The sequence below is a fragment of the Azorhizobium doebereinerae UFLA1-100 genome (genome assembly GCF_000473085.1).
Taxonomy (GTDB): Bacteria; Pseudomonadota; Alphaproteobacteria; order Rhizobiales; family Xanthobacteraceae; genus Azorhizobium; species Azorhizobium doebereinerae.
Window position 1 is genome coordinate 57,042 of the sequence record NZ_AXBA01000025.1, and the last position, 17,471, is coordinate 74,512.

Genomic DNA, 17,471 nt, shown 5'->3' on the forward strand with positions numbered 1-17,471 from the left:
TACCACGTTCCCCATGGCGATGCCGTGGCGCGGCGCTTTGGCACCGGCGGTGCACGTTTCGCGACAATCTGACGCGCTCACACGATCGACGCGAGAAATGTGCAAGCCATGTTACCTTGCGACGTTGGATCTTAACCCTCGGAACCCGTCCGGGCAGTGGAGGCAGAGCAATGCCGGCCGTCGCGCCGCCTGATCTGGATGCGGACGTCTGCGTGGTGGGCGGCGGCATTGCCGGCCTGCTCGCGGCGTTGCGCCTGGCGCGCCGGGGCCTCGACGTGGTGCTGCTGGAGCGCGCCCTGATCGCGCCGGCGCCGCGCACGGCCCTGCTCGCCGCCGGCGTGACACTGTGGCTGGGGGAGGGCGACGCCCGTCTCTCCAAGGAGGCGGCGCGCTCCACCTTCGATCTGTCGCTGGAAGCCATGGCCGGCGCGCTCGCCTTGTTCGACGAACTGGGGGTGGAGCGGCGCGGGCGAGGCCTGCTGCGGGTCGGCGCCGCCCATGAGGTCGCCATCCTCGACGCCGAGGACGCGGCGCGCGAGCTTCTCGGCCTCGTCGAACTGCGCCGCTGGGCGGGGGAGGAGATCGCCGCCACCATCGCCAGCACACGTTACGTGGGCGGCACCTACGAGCCGCATGCGGTGCTGTACGAGACTTCGGCCCTGAGCGCCGCCCTGATGGCGGCGGCCCTCGCCGCCGGGGTGCGCATTCTGGAGTTGACGCCGGCCGTGGCGGCGGATCTCGCGGGGGTGCGAAAATATGTGATGACGCCGTCCGGGCGGGTGCGGGCGGACCATGTGGTGCTGTGCGCGGGGCGCGGGCTCGCCCCCGTGGCGCCCTGGCTCGCGGGCGCGCTGGGTTTCGAGCATTGGGTGCGGGGCGGCTTTGCGGTGCGGGCCGCGCGGCCCGATTTCTCCGGCCTGGTGGCCGAGCCGGGACGGCTTGGCGCCCGCTTCGTGCCCTCCGACGGCGAACTGATGTTCGAGGCGCCCACCGCCAGCGCGGTGCATGGCGAGGTGCCGGCGGCCGTCACCCTGCGGCGGCGGGCGCGGGCGGTCTATCCCGAACTCGGGCGTGCCCTAGCGGAATATGCGGGCGGGTTCAGCCTTGCCCGTGCGCGGCACGGCCTGCCGCTGATCGGCGAGCACCGGCCGGGCGTCTGGTATGCGGCGGGGCTCGGCGCCAATCCGCTGGCCAATGCCGCCTTGGCCGCGGAGGCCATCACCGGGGCCATCGTCGAGCGCAACGGCAAGATTGCAGAACTGGCGCCGTTCGCGCCGCGCTATGCCTTCGGCGCCGCCGGGCGGGTGGCGGCGACGACCGGCTTCTGGTGGCTGCGCTTGCGCGACGGCGTCGCGCACCTCGCCGCCGCCCGCGCCTCGCGGGAGGCCCCCGCCGAGCCGGCTTCGCCGCGGCAGACACCCCAGGCGCCTCGCGAACGGGCACGGGGCCGGACCAAGCGGCCGGAGGCACGGCCGGCGCATCCGACAGCGCATGGGCTGCCGGTGCATGGGACACCGACGCATGGGACGCCGATGCATGGCGGGTCGGTGCATGGCGCGCCGGCGCATGCGGCCACGGCCCACCCCGCCGTGCCTCGCCTCGGCGGCCCCCATTCCCACGGGACCGGGAGCCCACACCCGGTCCACGCCGAGTCCGACGCTACCATGGAACCGGCTTTCGACGCCGCCCAGGGCGCCGTGCGCAACCCGCCCCGGCATTAACCCAAATCCTTGCCGTTACGTGACATTTCTGCAACCAAAAGCCGCGCCGGCGCGGGCTAGTGTGGCGGAAATATGCAGGTGAGGTGCATACCCGTGTCGCGTGCTCTTTCCACGTCTACCGCGCTCGTGGCGCTCGTTCTCCTGGGTGCGCAGGGCGCGCAGGCGGCGGATTATCCGACCAAGCCCGTCGCCCCGGCCATGGCCGGTACGCAGGAGGACTGGTATCTCACCATCGGTGGTTCCGCCCGCGCGGTTCCGGAGTATCCCGGCAGCGACGATTACGGCTTCAGCCCCAAGCTGATCTTCGGCATCTCCAAGGCGTCCAGCCTGTATGCCTTCCGCAGCGTCGACGACAACCCGTCCATCGCCCTGTTCGACACCGGCCGCTTCCGCATCGGCGCGGTCGGCAAGCTCGATTGGGGCCGGGACGAGGACGACAATGCCAAGCTGAACGGCCTCGGCAATGTCGATACGTCGATCGAGGTGGGCGGCTTCGCCGAATGGTATCCGGTGGACTGGCTGCGTCTGCGCGGCGAGCTGCGCTACGGGTTCGGCGGCTTCGAAGGCATCATGGGCGATCTCGCCGCCGATGTGATCATTCCCTACCAGTCCTGGCGCTTGGCGGTGGGACCGCGCGTCTCGTTCGCGGGCTCGGGCTATATGCAGGCCTACTATGGCGTGACGCCCTTCCAGGCGGTCTCGGCCAATTTCGTGGGCAATCCGCTGCCCGTCTATCAGGCCGGCGGCGGGCTCAATGCCTGGGGTGCCACCGCCCAGCTCACCAAGAATTTCGGCAACGGGTTCGAGGCGGGCGTCTACGGCTCCTATTACCGTCTGGTCGGCGACGCGGCAGATTCGCCGCTCACCCAGTCCGCCAACCAGTTCATCGGCGGCGTCTCGCTCAGCTACACCTTCAACATGGGCAAGTCCTGGTGGTGAGCGCGCCGTGCCCGAGGCTGCCGGCCGCCGGTGTCTGAGGGCATGCGGGGGCTCGGCCGGGGCGCGGGTCGCACCCGTTGTGGCCGCTGCGGCGAGGTTGGGTTGCGATGGCTGTTGTCGGGACGCTGGGTGCTGGATATAAGCGCGGCGACCCGACGGGGATCGGCGTAGCGGTATCGAGGACTTTGCGGATGTCGATCAGCATCGACGAGGACTATCGCCCCCGCGAGGACGAGCCTTTCATGAATGATCGGCAGCGTGAGTATTTTCGGCTCAAGCTGCTGAACTGGAAGGAAGACATTCTGCGGGAAGCGCGGGAAACGCTGCAGCACCTTCAAGACGAGAATCAGAACCATCCGGATCTGGCGGACCGGGCCTCCTCGGAGACCGACCGCTCCATCGAACTGCGGGCCCGCGATCGTCAGCGCAAGCTGATCGCCAAGATCGACGCGGCATTGCAGCGCATCGAGGATGGCTCTTACGGCTATTGCGAGGATACGGGCGAGCCCATTTCGCTGAAGCGTCTGGAGGCCCGCCCCATTGCCACCTTGTCGGTGGAAGCTCAGGAGCGGCACGAGCGCCGCGAGCGGGTCTACCGGGACGACTGACCATCGCCCTGCCGCGCCGCGGTCTTCCGCGGCGCCTTCAACCGGATTGAGAATCGGCCGGGCCTGTCTGACAGGCCCGGCTTTTTGTTGTGCGGGTTCAGCTCTTGTCCGAGCCGGTGCGGCCGAGAAGATTGGCCATCTCCGCCTCCAGCTCGTCGAACGGATCGCTCGCCGGGTCGGCCTTGGGCGTGGCGGCGTCTTCGGCCGGAGCGACGGGGGGCGCCACTGGGTCCGCCTCGACCTTCGCTTCGCTGACCGGCGCCTCGTCCACCTTGGCCGCCTCCACTGAAGCGTCCTCGGCCTTGGCGGCTTCCTCCGCCGCCATCTCCGACATCCGCAGTTCCAGCGCCTCAATGGTGATGGCGCCGGCGTCCACTACCGGAATGGGCTCGATGACGACCGCGGGTGCGGTGGCCGCTGCCACCACTTCGGGCGGGGCCGGATGCGGCTCGGCCGCAGCGGCCTCCTCCGGCGCAGGTGCCGGCTCCGGGGCGACGGACGCCACCGGCTCGGCTTCCGGCGCCAGGGGGACCGCCACGGGCGGAGCTTCGGCCGCCGCCGGGGTGGCGGGCTCGATCACCGGCTCGGGCGCGACCGCGACGGGGGCGGGCGCCTCCGGGGCGGGAACGACGGGAACCGGGGCCGGGTCCACCGCCGGAGACTTGGCCCCGGCGGCCGCGACCGGCTCGCCGAGCAGGTCTTCCACCGTCAGCACGGGTGCGGCGGCGATGGGCGCGGCCTTGGACAGGGAACGTCCGAGCGAGGTTTCCAGCCGCTGGGCCATCTCGCCGAGGCGCGGCTCCTCGCGGCGGAAGCTGCTGGTCCGGTTGGCGAACAGGGATTCCCGGCGCGGTGGGGCAGGGCGCTCGGCCGTGGGGGCCTGGGGCTGTTCGGGCGCCACCAGCGGAGGCGTCACTGCGGCAGGAGCCACGGTGGCCGGCGGCACGGCGGCGGGGGGCACCGGGGCAGGCAGAGCGTCGCCGGCCTGAGACGTCTCCGCATCCTGGGTCAGCTTGCGGTCGCGCAAGGCCCGGATGCCGAAGCCCGGCGCTTCCGGTCCGGACAGCGGGCGTCGCGACAGGAAGGAGCGGCGCGGCTGATCGGGCGCCGCCTCGGTGGCCGGCGCAGGCGCGGGCTCGACCGTCACCGTCGCGACCTCGGCCGGCGTCGGCTCGGGGGGCGGCGCGGCCGGCTCGACGGACACGGCGGCTTCCGCCTTGGCCGGTTCCGGTTTGGCGACATCCGTCTTGGCAACTTCCGCCTTGGCAACTTCCGACTTGGCGACATCCGGGGTGGCGGCACCGGCTACCGGCTCGGCGGCGGGACGCTCGACGCGCGGCTCCAGCGGGCGCGGCGGGGTGAGGCGCGTGTCGGTGCTCCGGGGCTCCGCATAGCGGCTCTCGGGGGCCTTGCGCTCGAACGGGCGCGGCTCGGCCGGGCGCGGTGCGTCGGCAGCCGGCAGCGCGGCTTCGGCGGTGGCCGGTTCGGCAGGGGCCGCGCCGGAGAAGCGGCGCGGAGGCAGCGGCTGGCGCACGCTTGTGGCGGGCCGCGTCGGCAATGCCTCGGGCGCCGTTTCGCGGGGCGGCAGGGCCTCGCGTGGCTCGCGGGGCGGCAAGGCGCCGCGCGGCGGCAGCGGCTCACGGAGCGGCAGGGCTTCGCGCGGCTGGGTCGCGTCCCGGGCCTGCGGCCGTCCGATGCTGGATTCGACCACCACATCCGTGGTGCCGCCGACGAGCAGCAGATGCTCCACTTCGTCCCGCCGCACGAGAACGAGGCGGCGCTTCTGGTCCACCGGGACGCTGTCCATCACCGCGAGGCGATGGCGTGACCGGGAAATCCCCCCGCGCCCACCACCGCCGCCGATCCGCCGCACCAGAAACATGGTGAGGGCGAGCAGCGCTGCGATTACCACCAGGGCGATCGCTACCCGAGCCGGAAGCTCAAGCTGCGCGCCGAATAGATCCTGCAACATCAACCCTCCTCATCGCTGCACGCGGTGCCATAGCATGAAACCGACATGGGACGCGCCAGCGGGACGCCAGATTCAAACCTGAGCGCCATGCCTAAGAAATTGTTGACGATCACGCCAGGATTTCAACCAATGCCGCAACTTTGCGTTAATTTCCGGGAATCGGCGTGACCGATGACGGCAAAGCGCCCCTCGATTTGGGCGCGCCAACAAGGATGAAGTGATGACGGGCGGAGCAGGAGCGTCGGATCCGGATCCGGCGGTCGGGCCAGCCGCAGCCAAAGCGCCGCGCTTCCTCCGACTGATCCTGGCGGGCGCCGCCTTTATCGGCGCGTTTCTCGCGGTGACGCTGCAAGGGGGCGGGATTTCGTGGCTGCTCCCGGTGCTCGCCGCCTTCGCCTGCATCGGCGTGTTCGCGCTGGCGCACTCGGTGCTGAGCTTCGGCCTGTCGCGCGACAAATATGGCGAGGAACTCGCCCGCGCCCTGGTTGCGGCCACCACCGACGCGGTGGCGGTGATCGAGGACGGCGAACGGATTCTCGCCGCCAATCCCGCCTATCTGCGCCTGACCCGCAGCCGCGAGGGCCAGGCCCCCATCCCGGAGCGCTTCCTCAACCGCATCCCCGGCGGGCAGGAGCCGCTGGCCGATCTGCTGCGGTCGCTGGCCGATGGCGATGCCGGCACGCGCGCCTTTCCCTTCGACGCGGAAGTCGATGGGCGGCGCCTGCATGTCTCCGTCCACCCCCTGGGCGGGCGGCGGCGCGTCATGTGGCTGCTGTCGCTTGGCCCGACGCAGATCGGCGGCGCGGCGCCCAAGCCCGCCAGCCCTGATGTGGTGGCGTCCGGCCCTGCCGTGCCCAAGGCGGCGGCCGCGCTCTCCGCGCCGGAGCCGCGCGCCGTCGGCGCCATTCCGGCCGATGGCCAAGCCGCAGCCGCCCTTCTCGCCCTCTGGGAAATGGCGCCGCTGGGCATGTTCCTGCTGGCGCGGGAGGAGGCCCGGCTGCCCAACGGGACGCTGGCGCGTGCCCTCGGCTACGATCTGGCCGAGATTGGCGCCGGCCGGCTGGCATTCCAGGAGCTGATCGCCCCCGCATCCGCGCCGGCCGTGCTCGCCGCCTTGGCCCGGGGCCGCAGCGAGCCGGACGGCATGGACATGGAGATCATCCGCAAGGATGGTTCCACCATACCTGTGCGCGCATTCATGGGCGGACGGCCCATGGGCGAATGCATCGTGGTCCTCACGCCCCGTTTCGCCACCCAGGCGCCTGCGGTCGCGACAAGCGGGGCGCGGGGCGGCGAGGATGCGGCCTTCTTCGCCCGCTCGCCCCTGGCCATGGCCGGTATCGACGGGCGCGGACGCATCTCCGAGGCCAATACCAGCTTCGCCCGGCTGTTCGCCGGCGGCGCGGTGCTGACCGGCACCAGGCTCCAGCGCCTCGTCGCCGAACGCGACCGGGCGGGGGTGGAGCAGCTGATCCAGGACGCCTTGCGGGATGGCGCGCCCGGCAATGCCCAGCCGCTGGACGTGGCCATCGCCGCCGAGGGGGGGCGTTCGGCGCGGATCTATGCGGCGGCACTCGGCGCGCCGGGGGGCGGGGTGGCCATCTATGCGGTGGACACCACGGCGCAGAGGGCGCTGGAGGCGCAGTTCGCCCAGTCGCAGAAGATGCAGGCCATCGGCCAGCTTGCCGGCGGCGTGGCGCACGACTTCAACAACGTGCTCACCGCGATCATAGGTTATTGCGACCTGCTGCTGGCCAGCCACCGACCGAGCGACCCGTCCTTCCCGGACATCATGCAGATCAAGCAGAACGCCAACCGGGCGGCGGGGCTGGTGCGCCAGCTCCTGGCCTTCTCCCGGCGCCAGACGCTGCGCCCGCAGGTGATCCAGCTCACCGACGTCATCTCCGACCTGTCCATGTTGCTGCGCCGCCTGATCGGCGAGACCATCACGCTGGAGGTGGAGCACGGCCGCGACCTCTGGCCGGTGAAGGTGGACGTCAACCAGTTCGAGCAGGTGATCGTGAACCTGGCGGTGAACGCCCGCGACGCCATGCCCGGCGGGGGCATGCTGACCCTGCGCACCGCCAACGTGGCGGCGGCCGACTGCACCGGCTTCGGTGACGGCGGCCTGCCGGCAGCGGACTATGTGCTGATCGAAGTCGCCGATACCGGCACGGGCATCCCCCCGGACATCATGGACAAGATCTTCGAGCCGTTCTTCTCCACCAAGGAGGTGGGCAAGGGCACCGGGCTCGGGCTGTCCACCGTCTACGGCATCGTCGAGCAGACGGGGGGCACGATCCTCGCCTCCAGCACGGCGGGGCAGGGGACCACCTTCCGCGTGTTCCTGCCGCGCCATGCGGCCGAGCCCGAGGAGGTCGAGCCCCGGCCGGCGGAGACGGACGGCAGGTCCGCAGACCTGACCGGCCAGGGCACGGTGCTGCTGGTGGAGGACGAGGACGCGGTGCGCGCCTTCGCCACCCGGGCGCTCACCGCCCGCGGCTACAATGTGGTCGCGGCCTCCGGCGGCGCGGAGGCGCTGGCGCTGGTGGATGCGGCCGAGCATCGGTTCGATCTCGTCATCTCCGACGTGGTGATGCCGGAGATGGACGGGCCGACGCTGCTGCGGGAATTGCGCGCGCGCCATCCGGAGCTGAAGGTGATCTTCATTTCCGGCTATGCGGAAGAGGCCTTCGCCCGCAACCTGCCTGCCACGGAGAGCTTTTCCTTCCTCGCCAAGCCGTTCTCGCTCAAGCAGCTGGTGGCGGCGGTGAAGGAGGCGATTCACGCCTGAGGCCGTGCCGCGCCGGATGGGTGCGATGTGGTAGGGAGGTAATTCCATGCACCCGCCGCGCGGCGCCATGCGCGCGGCGCGGGTCGCGACGCGGCGGTGCCGTCCTAAATATGCTGCATTGCGCTATGTAGTTGGATCTTTTTGCCGTGTGGGGTGCGCACCTCGCTCTTGCCACCCATCTGGCGCTGCGATAAGCCTCGCTCGTTTCGAACTCCTCCAACCGAGGCCGGCGCGTGCGCTTCAGGCGCATCGCCCTACGCGCCCCGAGGTGCGGATCATGAACGCCTTGCTCCTGGATTACCTGCCGGTGGTGATTTTCATCGGCGTCTCTCTCGTGATCGGACTTGCCCTCCTGGTCGCGCCGTTCCTCGTGGCCTACCAGAATCCCGACCCGGAAAAGCTGTCGGCCTATGAGTGCGGGTTCAACGCCTTCGATGACGCGCGCATGACGTTCGACATCCGCTTCTATCTGGTGGCGATTCTCTTCATCATCTTCGACCTCGAAGTGGCCTTCCTGTTCCCCTGGGCGGTGTCGTTCGGCGGGCTGGGCGATCTCGGCTTCTGGTCGATGATGCTGTTCCTCGGCGTGCTGACCGTCGGGTTCATTTATGAGTGGCGCAAGGGAGCGCTCGAATGGGATTGACCCCTTCCGCGACGAAGCCGCTGGTGTCCGCTGCCCCCAAGGGCATCATCGATCCCAGCACCGGCCGCCCCATCCTCTCGGATGATCCCTTCTACCGGGAGATCAATTCGGAGCTGGCGGACAAGGGCTTCCTCATCACCACCGTCGACGACCTCGTCACCTGGGCGCGCACCGGCTCGCTCATGTGGATGACCTTCGGCCTGGCGTGCTGCGCCGTGGAGATGATGCAGGTCTCCATGCCGCGTTACGACGTGGAGCGCTTCGGCTTCGCGCCGCGCGCCTCGCCGCGCCAGTCGGACGTGATGATCGTGGCAGGCACGCTGACCAACAAGATGGCCCCGGCTTTGCGCAAGGTCTACGACCAGATGCCGGAGCCGCGCTACGTCATCTCCATGGGCTCCTGCGCCAACGGCGGCGGCTACTACCATTATTCCTATGCGGTGGTGCGCGGCTGTGACCGCGTGGTGCCGGTCGACATCTACGTACCCGGCTGCCCGCCCACGGCGGAAGCGCTGCTCTACGGCGTGCTCCTGCTGCAACGGAAGATCCGCCGCACCGGCACCATCGAACGCTGAACCGCCGCACCGGCGACAGGAACAGGCTCATGGACGAGACCTTGAAGGATCTGGCGGCTCACGTTTCGGGCGCTCTGCCCGAAGCCGTGATCGGGCACACGATCGCTTTCGGCGAACTGACGCTGGAGACGACGCCGGCCCATGTCGTGAAGCTGGCGACGTTCCTGCGCGACGACCCGGCGTGCCTGTTCGCCTGCATCGTGGACGTGTGCGGCGCCGATTATCCGGCGCGGGAGCTGCGCTTGGACGTGGTGTACCACCTGCTGTCGCTGAAGCAGAACATGCGGGTGCGCGTGAAGGTGGCGACCGACGGGGCGACCCCGGTTCCGTCCGTCACCGGCGTCTATCCCGGCGCCAACTGGTTCGAGCGCGAAGCCTACGACATGTACGGCATCCTGTTCACCGGCCATCCCGAGCTGCGCCGCCTGCTGACGGACTATGGCTTCGACGGCCATCCGCTGCGCAAGGACTTCCCGCTCACCGGCTTCGTCGAGGTGCGCTACGACGACGAGGCCAAGCGGGTGATCTACGAGCCCGTTCGCCTGGCGCAGGAGTTCCGCAACTTCGACTTCCTCTCGCCGTGGGAGGGCGTGGAATACGTCCTGCCGGGGGATGAGAAGGCGTCATCGCAGCCCGGCGCGCCGAAAGACGCGCCGAAGGCGAGCTGAAGGAGGGCGACATGGCCTATACGCTCGATCCTCCGAAGACGGAAAACCCCGTCCGCAACTTCCAGATCAACTTCGGCCCGCAGCATCCGGCGGCCCACGGCGTGCTGCGCCTGGTGCTGGAGCTGAACGGCGAGGTGGTGGAGCGCGTCGATCCGCATATCGGCCTGCTGCATCGCGGCACCGAGAAGCTGATCGAGGCCAAGACCTATCTCCAGGCGGTGCCTTATTTCGACCGGCTCGACTATTGCGCGCCGATGAACCAGGAGCATGCCTTCTGCCTGGCGGTGGAGCGCCTGGCCGGCATCGAGGTGCCGATCCGCGGCCAGCTGATCCGCGTGCTCTATTCGGAGATCGGCCGTCTCCTCTCGCACATCCTCAACGTCACCACCTTCGCCATGGACGTGGGCGCGCTGACCCCGCCTTTGTGGGGCTTCGAGCAGCGCGAGAAGCTCATGATGTTCTATGAGCGCGCGTCCGGCAGCCGCATGCACGCCGCCTATTTCCGGCCCGGCGGCGTCCACCAGGACCTGCCGCAGAAGCTGGTCGAGGACATCGGCGAATTCTGCGACCCCTGCCTGAAGCTGCTGGACGACCTGGATGCCCTCGTCACCGGCAACCGCATCTTCAAGCAGCGCACCGTCGACATCGGCGTGGTGAGCCTGGAAGACGCGCTGGCCTGGGGCTTCTCCGGCGTCATGGTGCGCGGTTCCGGCGCCGCCTGGGACCTGCGCCGCGCGCAGCCCTACGAATGCTATTCCGAGCTCGATTTCGACATTCCGATCGGCAAGCACGGCGACTGCTACGACCGCTATGTGGTCCGCATGGAAGAGATGCGGCAGTCGATCAAGATCATGAAGCAGTGCGTGGCTCGCCTGCTGAAGGAGCCGGGTCCGGTCTCCTCGACCGACAACAAGGTGTCGCCGCCGAAGCGTGGCGAGATGAAGCGCTCGATGGAAGCGCTTATTCACCACTTCAAGCTATACACGGAAGGCTTCCACGTGCCGGAAGGGGAAGTCTATGCGGCCGTGGAGGCGCCGAAGGGGGAATTCGGCGTGTATCTCGTCGCGGACGGCACCAACAAGCCTTACCGCTGCAAGATTCGCGCTCCCGGTTTCGCGCATCTCCAGGCCATGGACTTCCTGTGTCGCGGGTACATGCTCGCCGACGTCTCGGCGGTGCTGGGATCCCTCGACATCGTGTTCGGGGAGGTTGACCGGTGAAGACTTTCGCTCTGACCGCCGCGGCCCTGCTGGCCGCCATCGGTGCGGCCCATGCGGCCGACTACGCCACCAAGGCTCCGCTCAGCATCGAGATCGTCGCGCCCGCCACGCCGGCGGCGCCGCCGCTTGCCGTGGTGGCCGAGAAGCTGACCGTCTACGGCCTGCTGAATGACGGCTGGCAGCCGGTGAAGGCCGCGCTGATCCCGACTTCCGGCGTGCCGGGCACCAGGGGGCAGCTGGCCCATACGGATGGCCAAGTGGTGATGCTCTACAAGGATGGGGTCTACGTCTATTGCGCCATCGCGCAGGCCGGCGGCACCTACAACAATTGTCATGTAGCCGGGCCGGGAACTCGCTGATGTCCGTCCGTCGTCTTGCCGCAGAACAGCCCGCCAGCTTCGCCTTCACGCCGGAGAACGAAGCCTGGGCTGACCGCCAGATCGCCAAATATCCCGAAGGCCGCCAGGCCAGCGCCGTCATCCCGCTGTTGTGGAAGGCGCAGGAGCAGGCCGGGGGCTGGACCCCCGAGCCCGCCATCCGTGCCGTCGCCGACAAGCTGGGCATGGCCTACATCCGGGTGCTGGAGATCGCCACCTTCTACACCATGTTCAACCTGGAGCCGGTGGGTCGCCACTTCGTCCAGCTCTGCGGCACCACGCCGTGCGCGCTGCGCGGCGCCGACAAGCTCAAGGAGGTCTGTCATCGCAAGATCGGCCCCGAGCGGCACGTGACCGAGGATGGCGCCCTGTCCTGGCTGGAAGTGGAGTGCCTGGGTGCCTGCGCCAACGCGCCGATGGTCCAGGTGAATTACGATTATTTCGAGGACCTTACCCCCGAGAGCCTTGAGAAGCTGCTGGATGATCTCCAGGCGGGCCGTCCGGTGAAGACCGGCTCGCAGATCGGCCGTCAGAGCTCGGCGCCGGAGAGCGGCCGGGCCTCGCTGACGGATCCCTCGCTCTACACCCGCAAGCCGGCCGACGCCGCGCCTGCGGCGGATGCCGAAGCGCCCAGGGCGGGCGCCGGCGATGCGGAGGCTTGAGCCATGCTTCAGGACAAGGACCGCATCTTCACCAACATCTACGGCTACGAGGACAGTGGCCTGAAGGGTGCTCTGGCGCGCGGCAACTGGGATGGCACCAAGGGCATCCTGGAGAAGGGACGCGACTGGATCATCAACGAGATGAAGGCGTCGGGGCTGCGCGGCCGCGGCGGCGCAGGCTTCTCCACCGGCATGAAGTGGTCCTTCATGCCGAAGCAGTCCGACGGGCGCCCGCACTATCTCGTGGTCAATGCCGACGAGTCCGAGCCGGGCACCTGCAAGGACCGCGAGATCATGCGGAACGATCCGCACACCCTCATCGAGGGGTGCCTGATCGCCTCCTTCGCCATGGGCGCGCATGCGGCCTACATCTATGTGCGCGGCGAATATGTGCGTGAACGCGAGCGCCTGGAGGCCGCCATCGAGGAGGCCTACGAGGCCCGCCTCATCGGCAAGACCAACATCCACGACTATCCTTTCGACCTCTATGTGCACCACGGTGCCGGCGCCTACATCTGCGGCGAGGAAACCGCGCTGCTGGAGAGCCTGGAAGGCAAGAAGGGCATGCCGCGGCTGAAGCCGCCGTTCCCGGCCAACATGGGCCTCTACGGCTGCCCGACGACCGTGAACAACGTCGAATCCATCGCCGTGGCGCCGGAAATCCTGCGCCGTGGGGCGGCGTGGTTCTCCTCCATCGGCCGTCCGAACAATGTCGGCACCAAGCTGTTCGGCATCCTCGGTCACGTGAACACGCCGTGTGTCGTGGAAGATGCCATGAGCATCACCTTCCGCGAACTGGTCGAGAAGCACGGTGGCGGCATCCGTGGCGGCTGGGACAACCTGCTCGCCATCATCCCCGGCGGCGCGTCCTGCCCGGTGGTTCCTGCGGCGGCCTGCGAGGACCTGATCCTCGACTTCGACGGCCTGCGCGCCGCCAAGTCCTCCTTCGGCACCGCCGGCGTGCTGGTGATGGACAAGTCTACGGACATCGTCCGAGCCATCGCCCGCATCTCCTATTTCTTCAAGCATGAGAGCTGCGGCCAGTGCACGCCGTGCCGCGAGGGCACCGGCTGGATGTGGCGCGTGCTCAACCGCATGGCCGAGGGCCGCGCCCAGAAGCGCGAGATCGACCAGTTGCTGGAAGTGACCACCCAGATCGAAGGCCACACCATCTGCGCGCTCGGCGATGCCGCCGCGTGGCCGGTGCAGGGCCTGATCCGGAATTTCCGCCACGAGATCGAGAAGCGGATCGACCAGTATGCGGCCAATCCGCATTCCGATCCGGTGCCGGTGGCGGCGGAGTGAGTTGAATGGTCAGCGAACCCGAGAGCCTCGTGCTCGTCTATCTGCACCGCCTGGACGAGAAGCGCGACCGGGTGGTGGATGACGTGAGCGATCTCAAGGTTCGCATGACAGCGATCGAAGAGCGGTTCGCCACAGTCGAACTGGCGCTGGCGGGCGTGAACAGGCGTATTGACCGGGTTGAGGCTTGCCACGACCGGATCGAACGGCGCCTGGATCTCGTCGAACTGCCGCATTGAGGATCTGAGTGATGGCCAAGATCATCGTCGACGGCACCGAGGTCGATGTTCCCGCCGAATACACGCTGCTTCAGGCGTGTGAGGTCGCGGGCGTCGAGATCCCGCGTTTCTGCTTCCACGAGCGGCTGTCCATCGCCGGCAATTGCCGCATGTGCCTGGTGGAAGTGAAGGGCGGACCGCCCAAGCCGACCGCCTCCTGCGCCATGGCGGTGAAGGACCTGCGCCCCGGCCCGAATGGCGAGCCCCCGGTGGTGCTCACCAAGAGCCCGATGGTGAAGAAGGCGCGCGAAGGGGTGATGGAGTTCCTCCTCATCAACCACCCCCTCGACTGCCCGATCTGCGATCAGGGCGGCGAGTGCGACCTCCAGGACCAAGCCATGGCCTATGGCGTGGACACCTCGCGCTTCGCCGAGAACAAGCGCGCGGTCGAGGACAAATACATCGGCCCGCTGGTGCGGACCTCCATGAACCGCTGCATCCACTGCACCCGTTGCGTGCGGTTCTCGACCGAAGTGGCGGGCGTGCCGGACCTCGGCGCCATCGGCCGCGGCGAGGACATGGAGATCACCACCTATCTCGAGCACGCCATGCGCTCGGAGATGCAGGGCAATGTGGCCGACCTCTGCCCGGTCGGCGCGCTGACCCACAAGCCCTATGCCTTCCACGCCCGCCCGTGGGAACTGGCGAAGACCGAATCCATCGACGTGATGGATGCGGTCGGCTCCAACATCCGCATCGACACCCGCGGCCGCGAGGTCATGCGCATCCTTCCCCGCGTCCATGAGGGCGTGAACGAGGAATGGATCTCGGACAAGACCCGCTACGTGTGGGACGGCCTGAAGACCCAGCGGCTCGACCGCCCCTATGTGCGCAAGAATGGCCGTCTCGTCCCCGCCACCTGGCAGGAGGCGTTCGACACCATTGCCGCCAAGGTGAAGGCGGCTGCCCCGGGCCGGATCGGCGCCATTGCCGGCGACTTGGCGAGCGTCGAAGAGATGTTCGCCCTGAAGCAGCTCATGGGCAAGCTGGGCTCGGTCAATCTGGACGCCCGCCAGGACGGCGCGGCGCTGGACCCGGCACTCGGCCGCGCGTCCTATGTCTTCAATCCGGGCATCGCCGGCATCGAGGACGCCGACGCGATCCTGCTCATCGGCACCGACCCGCGCCACGAGGCCTCGATCATCAATGCTCGCCTGCGCAAGCGCTGGCGGGCCGGCGGCCTGAAGGTCGCCCTGGTGGGCGAGCGGGTCGATCTCACCTACCCCTATGAGTATCTGGGCGCAGGGCCGGAGACGCTGGCCGAGCTGGCCGGAAACGGCACCTTTGCCGATGTGCTCAAGGCGGCTGAGCGCCCGCTGGTCATCGTCGGGCAGGGCGCGCTGACCCGCGCCGACGGCGCCGCCGTGCTGTCGCTGGCCGCGCGGGTCGCGGTGGCGGTGGGCGCGGTCAAGGACGGCTGGAACGGCTTTGCGGTGCTGCACACGGCGGCGAGCCGCGTCGGCGCGCTCGACATCGGCTTCGTGCCGGGCGAGGGCGGCCTCGGCACCGTCGCCATGACCAATCCCGGCGCGCAGGACGTGGTGTTCCTGCTCGGCGCGGACGAGGTGGATGTCGCCCCCGGCACCTTCGTGGTCTATCTCGGCACCCATGGCGACCGTGGCGCCCACCGGGCCGACGTGATCCTGCCCGGCGCGGCCTATTCGGAAAAGTCCGGCATCTATGTGAACACGGAAGGCCGCCCGCAGTTCGCCAACCGCGCGGCGTTCCCGCCCGGCGAGGCGCGGGAGGACTGGGCCGTGCTGCGTGCCTTGTCCGAGTTGCTGGGGCAAAAGCTGCCCTATGACACGCTGTTCGCGCTGCGCGCCGCGCTGGTTCAGGCTCACCCGCATCTCGGGCGGCTGGACGAGGTGGAGCCGGCGGACCCGGCGGCGGTGGCGAAGCTCGCGGCCGTGGGCGGCACGCCCGACAAGGCGGCGTTCGCCCTCGCGGTCCGTGATTTTTATCTGACCAACCCCATCGCGCGGGCTTCCGCGGTGATGGCGGAATGCTCCTCCCTGCGCCTCGGCGGCGCGGCCGTGGCGGCGGAGTGAGGCGATGCGGCACTGGGACCAATCTGACCGCGGCGTCCGGGCTCAGGCCCGGGCCGGCCGGAACTGAGGGCGAGAAGAACCCATGAGTTGGCAGGACACCCTGATCAAGGTGCTCATCATCGTCGGCCAGAGCCTCGCGCTGCTGGTCGCGCTGCTGATTATCATCGCCTTCCTCCTGCTGGCCGATCGCAAGATCTGGGCGGCGGTGCAACTGCGGCGCGGCCCCAACGTTGTGGGGCCGTTCGGCCTGTTCCAGTCTTTCGCGGATCTCCTGAAGTTCGTGCTGAAGGAGCCGGTGATCCCGTCCGGCGCCAACAAGGTGGCCTTCCTGCTGGCGCCGCTCATCACCTGCGTGCTGGCGCTTGCCGCCTGGGCCGTGGTGCCGGTGGCGGACGGCTGGGTGATCGCCAGCCTCAACCTCGGCACGCTCTATATCTTCGCCATCTCATCGCTCGGCGTGTACGGCATCATCATGGGCGGCTGGGCGTCCAATTCGAAGTATCCCTTCCTCGCCGCGCTGCGCTCGGCGGCGCAGATGGTATCCTACGAGGTCTCCATCGGCTTCGTCATCGTGACGGTGCTGATGTGCGCGGGCTCGCTGGACCTCAGCAAGGTGGTGCTGGCGCAGGATACCCGCCTCGGCATTTTCGGCTGGTACTGGCTGCCGCTGCTGCCGATGTTCGTCATCTTCTTCATTTCGGCGCTGGCCGAGACCAACCGCCCGCCCTTCGACCTCGTGGAGGCGGAGTCGGAGCTGGTGGCCGGCTTCATGACCGAGTACGGCTCCACGCCCTATCTGCTGTTCATGCTCGGCGAGTACGTGGCCATCATGACCATGTGCGCGCTCGCCACCGTGCTGTTCCTCGGCGGCTGGCTGTCGCCGATCCCGTTCGCGCCCTTCACCTGGGTTCCAGGCATCATCTGGTTCCTGCTGAAGGTGTGCTTCATGTTCTTCCTGTTCGCCATGGCCAAGGCCATGGTGCCGCGCTATCGCTACGACCAGCTCATGCGTCTTGGCTGGAAGGTGTTCCTGCCGATTTCCCTGGTGGCGGTGGTCGTGGTGGCGTCCTTCCTCCACTTCACCGGGATGGCGCCGCAATGAGCGCCCTCGGCAGCCCGAACGTCCGCATGTCTGGCCGCTTCCGCGCGGCAGGAGAGAGGCCATGAAACTCGACCAGGCCGCGCGCGCCATCTTCCTGACGGAGCTCGTCTCCGGCTTCTTCCTCGCCATGCGCTACTTCTTCAAGCCCAAGGCGACGATCAACTACCCGTTCGAGAAGAACCCCATCTCGCCCCGCTTCCGGGGCGAGCATGCGCTGCGCCGCTATCCCAACGGCGAGGAGCGCTGCATCGCGTGCAAGCTGTGCGAGGCGATCTGCCCGGCGCAGGCCATCACCATCGAGGCCGGCCCGCGCCGCAACGACGGCACGCGCCGCACCACCCGTTACGACATCGACATGGTGAAGTGCATCTATTGCGGCTTCTGCCAGGAAGCCTGCCCGGTGGATGCCATCGTCGAGGGGCCGAACTTCGAGTTCGCCACCGAGACCCGTGAAGAACTGTATTACGACAAGGAAAAGCTGCTGGCGAACGGCGACCGCTGGGAGCGCGAGATCGCGCGCTCCATAGCCGCCGACGCGCCCTACCGCTGAGCGCGGGGC

General features: G+C 68.7%; 15 protein-coding genes and 1 pseudogene. 15 read left to right on the forward strand and 1 reads right to left on the reverse strand.

What is annotated here, in order from left to right; translation table 11 throughout:
- Positions 1 to 170: 170 nt before the first annotated feature.
- The 3 genes from YU1_RS0117635 to dksA all read left to right on the forward strand — a co-directional run bounded on the left by YU1_RS0117635 (position 171) and on the right by dksA (position 3,268).
- Positions 171 to 1,721 carry an NAD(P)/FAD-dependent oxidoreductase gene (locus YU1_RS0117635; protein WP_029005202.1) on the forward strand — a complete coding sequence of 517 codons (1,551 nt, stop codon included), beginning with the start codon at positions 171 to 173 and terminating at the stop codon, positions 1,719 to 1,721.
- 93 nt (positions 1,722 to 1,814) lie between these two features.
- Positions 1,815 to 2,660, forward strand: a complete 846-nt coding sequence (locus tag YU1_RS0117640) for a MipA/OmpV family protein (protein WP_029005203.1) — start codon at positions 1,815 to 1,817, stop codon at positions 2,658 to 2,660.
- A 191-nt stretch (positions 2,661 to 2,851) separates the two neighbouring features.
- Entirely contained in the window at positions 2,852 to 3,268 is a 417-nt protein-coding gene (gene dksA / locus YU1_RS0117645; RefSeq protein ID WP_029005204.1) for an RNA polymerase-binding protein DksA, read from the forward strand.
- Between the two features lie 97 nt (positions 3,269 to 3,365).
- Here the strand turns inward: dksA and YU1_RS0117650 are convergent, their stop codons facing one another.
- Positions 3,366 to 5,240 carry a flagellar biosynthetic protein FliO gene (locus tag YU1_RS0117650; protein WP_029005205.1) on the reverse strand — a complete coding sequence of 625 codons (1,875 nt, stop codon included), beginning with the start codon at positions 5,238 to 5,240 and terminating at the stop codon, positions 3,366 to 3,368.
- A 220-nt stretch (positions 5,241 to 5,460) separates the two neighbouring features.
- Between YU1_RS0117650 and YU1_RS30040 the strand changes: the two genes are divergently transcribed.
- The 12 genes and pseudogenes from YU1_RS30040 to nuoI all read left to right on the forward strand — a co-directional run bounded on the left by YU1_RS30040 (position 5,461) and on the right by nuoI (position 17,462).
- Positions 5,461 to 8,034 carry a response regulator gene (locus YU1_RS30040; protein ID WP_084539955.1) on the forward strand — a complete coding sequence of 858 codons (2,574 nt, stop codon included), beginning with the start codon at positions 5,461 to 5,463 and terminating at the stop codon, positions 8,032 to 8,034.
- 277 nt (positions 8,035 to 8,311) lie between these two features.
- Complete coding sequence (locus tag YU1_RS0117660; protein WP_029005206.1) at positions 8,312 to 8,677, forward strand: NADH-quinone oxidoreductase subunit A; 366 nt, start codon at positions 8,312 to 8,314, stop codon at positions 8,675 to 8,677.
- On the forward strand, positions 8,668 to 9,252 hold the full coding sequence (locus tag YU1_RS0117665) for a NuoB/complex I 20 kDa subunit family protein (RefSeq protein ID WP_029005207.1): 585 nt from the start codon (positions 8,668 to 8,670) through the stop codon (positions 9,250 to 9,252). Before YU1_RS0117660 ends, YU1_RS0117665 begins: the two co-directional genes overlap by 10 nt.
- Before the next feature lie 29 nt (positions 9,253 to 9,281).
- Positions 9,282 to 9,920 (forward strand): NADH-quinone oxidoreductase subunit C, encoded by a 639-nt coding sequence (locus YU1_RS0117670; protein ID WP_029005208.1) that lies wholly within the window; start codon positions 9,282 to 9,284, stop codon positions 9,918 to 9,920.
- Between the two features lie 11 nt (positions 9,921 to 9,931).
- Positions 9,932 to 11,140 (forward strand): NADH-quinone oxidoreductase subunit D, encoded by a 1,209-nt coding sequence (locus tag YU1_RS0117675; protein WP_035715777.1) that lies wholly within the window; start codon positions 9,932 to 9,934, stop codon positions 11,138 to 11,140.
- Positions 11,137 to 11,499, forward strand: a complete 363-nt coding sequence (locus YU1_RS0117680) for a hypothetical protein (protein WP_029005210.1) — start codon at positions 11,137 to 11,139, stop codon at positions 11,497 to 11,499. Before YU1_RS0117675 ends, YU1_RS0117680 begins: the two co-directional genes overlap by 4 nt.
- Positions 11,499 to 12,101: pseudogene (nuoE, locus tag YU1_RS0117685) on the forward strand (NADH-quinone oxidoreductase subunit NuoE); the annotation flags it as partial. The gene YU1_RS0117680 and the pseudogene nuoE, both read left to right, overlap by 1 nt.
- An 81-nt stretch (positions 12,102 to 12,182) precedes the next feature.
- Positions 12,183 to 13,484: an NADH-quinone oxidoreductase subunit NuoF gene (gene nuoF, locus YU1_RS0117690; RefSeq protein WP_029005212.1), complete on the forward strand. Its 1,302-nt coding sequence runs from the start codon at positions 12,183 to 12,185 to the stop codon at positions 13,482 to 13,484.
- A 5-nt stretch (positions 13,485 to 13,489) separates the two neighbouring features.
- A complete protein-coding gene (locus YU1_RS0117695; protein WP_029005213.1) occupies positions 13,490 to 13,720 on the forward strand; it encodes a hypothetical protein in 231 nt (76 codons plus the stop codon).
- Between the two features lie 11 nt (positions 13,721 to 13,731).
- Positions 13,732 to 15,810 (forward strand): NADH-quinone oxidoreductase subunit NuoG, encoded by a 2,079-nt coding sequence (gene nuoG / locus YU1_RS0117700; protein ID WP_029005214.1) that lies wholly within the window; start codon positions 13,732 to 13,734, stop codon positions 15,808 to 15,810.
- Positions 15,811 to 15,892: 82 nt separating this feature from the next.
- Positions 15,893 to 16,912 (forward strand): NADH-quinone oxidoreductase subunit NuoH, encoded by a 1,020-nt coding sequence (nuoH, locus tag YU1_RS0117705; protein ID WP_029005215.1) that lies wholly within the window; start codon positions 15,893 to 15,895, stop codon positions 16,910 to 16,912.
- 61 nt (positions 16,913 to 16,973) lie between these two features.
- A complete protein-coding gene (nuoI, locus tag YU1_RS0117710; protein WP_029005216.1) occupies positions 16,974 to 17,462 on the forward strand; it encodes an NADH-quinone oxidoreductase subunit NuoI in 489 nt (162 codons plus the stop codon).
- The last annotated feature ends 9 nt before the right edge of the window (positions 17,463 to 17,471 follow it).